4 protein-coding genes and 1 pseudogene are annotated in these 3,519 nt (G+C 34.8%); all 5 read left to right on the top strand.

All coding sequences use genetic code 11. From position 1 onward, the window contains the following. Positions 1-398: pseudogene (locus QZV03_RS11150) on the top strand (tryptophan--tRNA ligase); the annotation flags it as partial. Continuing rightward, entirely contained in the window at positions 398-1,015 is a 618-nt protein-coding gene (locus QZV03_RS11145) for a stage II sporulation protein M (RefSeq protein WP_296876792.1), read from the top strand. The pseudogene QZV03_RS11150 and the gene QZV03_RS11145, both read left to right, overlap by 1 nt. Before the next feature lie 43 nt (positions 1,016-1,058). After that, a complete protein-coding gene (gene thrC, locus QZV03_RS11140; protein WP_296876791.1) occupies positions 1,059-2,255 on the top strand; it encodes a threonine synthase in 1,197 nt (398 codons plus the stop codon). A 249-nt stretch (positions 2,256-2,504) separates the two neighbouring features. Next, entirely contained in the window at positions 2,505-2,705 is a 201-nt protein-coding gene (locus QZV03_RS11135) for a histone family protein (protein WP_292886231.1), read from the top strand. A gap of 422 nt (positions 2,706-3,127) precedes the next feature. Then, positions 3,128-3,496: a 50S ribosomal protein L7Ae gene (gene rpl7ae, locus QZV03_RS11130; protein WP_292801797.1), complete on the top strand. Its 369-nt coding sequence runs from the start codon at positions 3,128-3,130 to the stop codon at positions 3,494-3,496. Positions 3,497-3,519 lie beyond the last annotated feature (23 nt).

Genomic DNA, 3,519 nt, shown 5'->3' with positions numbered 1-3,519 from the left:
AAGGATTCGTCTCTCCCGCTTCAACATATCACAGGTTCCTGACCGGTTTGACCGGTGACAAGATGAGCAGTTCAAAGCCGAACACTGCAATATATCTTAATGACGATACAAAGACTGCTGTTAAAAAGGTTAAATCTGCAAAAACAGGTGGAAGAGAGTCCCTTAAAGAGCAACAGGAACTGGGTGGACAGGTCGATAAGTGTGTTATCTATGAAATGCTTCTGTATCATTTCATTGATGACGACAAGGAGCTTGAGCAAATCAGACATGATTGTCTGAATGGAACCCTCAGATGTGGGGACTGTAAGGTAAGGACAGCAGAGTTAATGGAAGAATTCATGGATGACCTTCATGAAAAGCAGGTAGAAGCAGCTGAAATTGCTAAGACACTGATATGATGTTGGATGATGTAAAGCTTGCATTTACCGAAAACAGGTTGGCTGTTGTATCTGCAATAGCTATTTTTTTCATTTCCATTGTTTTGGGATATGTGCTGGAGCCATACCTGTACAGCTTTTTTAATCCTGTTGTTGAGGATCTGACTCATAAGGTACAAACTGGTGTCATAACTATTACGTTTCAAAGCATCTTTTTAAACAATATCAAAATCGTATTTCAGATGTTCTTATACGGTTTGATACTGTGCTTTTCAGCGGTTATACTTGCTTTCAATGGTTTTTTTGCAGGCTACTATCTTGCAGCCAATGATGATTTTCTTAAAACATTCCTTCTGATTGTGCCTCATGGAATATTTGAGTTTTCATCATGCATCATTGCCTGTGCGTCAGGTTTTGTGCTTTTTAATTTCCTGTATCTGTTTTTAAAGACATTGCTCAGGCAGGACAACGCCACTGTGAAGCAGATGTTAAGCGTATCATTTGAAAGCAGTAGTGTCAAGTTAAAGCAGGCGGTGATTTTGCTTATAATCGCATCAATACTTATGGCGATTGCAGGATTTTTTGAAAGCTATTTGACATTGCCAATTGCAGAATTTTTATATTCAATTTTGACTTAAATTTTAAATATAAATTAATTAAAAAATATACATGTGATTTTTTATGATAAGATGTGTTTCTTGTGGAGAAGAATATGATGACGATGAAGTGATCTATACTTGTGAAAAGTGTGGATCTGTTTTAGAACTCGTCAATGAAATAGATGTTTCTAAAGACATTTTTGATGGTAGAAAAGATAATTTATGGAAATTCAAGGAATGTATTCCGGTAGATGAATCCAAAATTGTTTCACTTGATGAAGGAGGAACTCCATTTTGCAAATGTGACAAGTTAGGTGAAGAGCTCGGAGTAAACCTGTATGTGAAAGTTGAAGGTTCCAACCCTACAGGAAGTTTTAAGGACAGGGGAATGACTGTTGGAATGACAAAGGCTATGGAACTCGGAGTCCATACCGTAGGTTGTGCTTCAACAGGTAATACATCCGCTTCACTTTCAGCATATGCAGCACGTGCAGGATTACGTTGTATTGTATTTTTACCTTCAGGAAAAGTTGCTTTAGGTAAATTGGCACAGGCCATGTTCCATGGTGCGGAAGTCATGTCAATCAACGGTAATTTTGATGAAGCTCTTGAAGCAATGACTGCTCTTGCATTAGAAAAACATCTTTACTTATTAAATTCAATCAACCCTTACAGACTTGAAGGACAAAAGACCATAGGTTATGAAATTGTTCGTGACTTAGGTTGGCAGGCTCCTGATAGGATTATTCTGCCTGTAGGTAATGCAGGTAACATTTCAGCAATCTGGAAAGGTGTAAAAGAATTTTATGATGCAGGATTCATTAAGGATCTTCCTATGATGACAGGTATCCAAGCGGAAGGCGCATGTCCTGTTACCAATGCATTCAAAAAAGGAGACAAACGTGTTGTACCTGTAGAAAATCCGGAAACAATTGCAACAGCAATACGTATTGGTGCTCCGGTAAGTGACATCAAAGCATTGAATGCAATCTATGATTCAAACGGTTATTCAGAAACAGTAACTGATGATGAAATCTTAGATGCACAAAAGTTACTTGCAAGAACCGAGGGTATTGGTGTGGAACCGGCTTCAGCTGCATCAATTGCAGGTCTTAAAAAACTTGTTGATGAAGGTGTAGTTGACAAAGGTGAAACAATCACTTGTGTAGTGACTGGACACTTGCTTAAAGATCCTAACACTGCTATTGATGCATGTACTCAACCTACTCAGGTTGATGCGGATATTGATACTTTAAGAGAGATTTTGATGAACAAATAAATTTTCCTTTAAATCTCTTATACTTTTTATTTTTTCTTTTAATTCCATTATATTCAAATAAAAATTTTACTTTTTTTATTTGTGGTCATGTATGAAAAACATTCTTGAAGATATTAACTTCACTATTTATGTTAATTTATCATGGTATGTTATGGTTAATTTATCAAAAATCACCGATGTAACACCAATAGATTTATATATAAGCAAATTTAAATTAATTATTAACAAGTTAAATGTGAGGTGTATAATATGAGTGAATTACCAATTGCTCCTGTAGGCAGAGTCCTCAAAAATGCTGGTGCACAAAGAGTAAGTGATGACGCTAAAATCGCTTTAACCGAAGCTATCGAAGACTACGGTAACGAAATCGCACAAAAAGCTGTAGGATTTGCTCGCCACGCAGGCAGAAAAACTGTAAAAGCTGAAGATGTAAAATTAGCAATCAAATAGATTTGCTGATACCATTTTCTTGATAATAAATTTTTATTATCACTTTTACTTTTTTTTATTTCTAATTTATTTTTTCATTTCAAAAATTCCTAATTTTGCCTATTTTTTACAAACATTTATATACTATACTGACTAATTTAATATTGTCTAGTTCTCTAGAATTATTTCATTAATTACTAAATTTTTATTTTTAGTTTTGCTAAAAATTATATGAAATTCAGAAGTATTTGTATTGAAAGTCTAATCCCCCTATTTTTTCTTATGGGATTATATTTAGTGATATATGAATTATTCAAGAATTAGTATTATTAATAACTATATTAGAGTATTCTATAGTTATAATCAAATAATATTATGATTCAAAATGGATTATAATATATGCCGATGGATGGCAAAGCCAGATGAAAAAGGAGGTATATTTTATGGCAAACATTTATGTAAAATTTGATACACCAGAAGAATTAGCTAAACAAGCTGAAGAAGCATTAGAAACCGCACAAGCTACCGGTAAAGTAGCAAAAGGTACTAACGAAGTAACCAAATTCATCGAAAGAGGAGACGCAGCATTAGTTGTTATCGCAGAAGATGTTGATCCTGCTGAAATCGTTGCACACATTCCGGTATTAGCTGATGAAAAAGAAATTCCTTATGTTTACTTACCAACCAAAGAACAAGTTGGCGTAGCTGCTGGTTTAACTGTTGGTACTGCTTCCGCATGTATTGTTGATGCTGGTGACGCTGAAGCTGCTGTAGCTGAAATCGTAGAAAAAGTTGCTGAATTAAAAGAATAGATAAATTCTTTTAAGGATTTTTA

This window comes from uncultured Methanobrevibacter sp., assembly GCF_902788255.1.
Taxonomy (GTDB): Archaea; Methanobacteriota; Methanobacteria; order Methanobacteriales; family Methanobacteriaceae; genus Methanocatella.
Note: the sequence above shows the minus strand (reverse complement) of the source record. Positions and strands in the feature narration are given on the sequence as shown.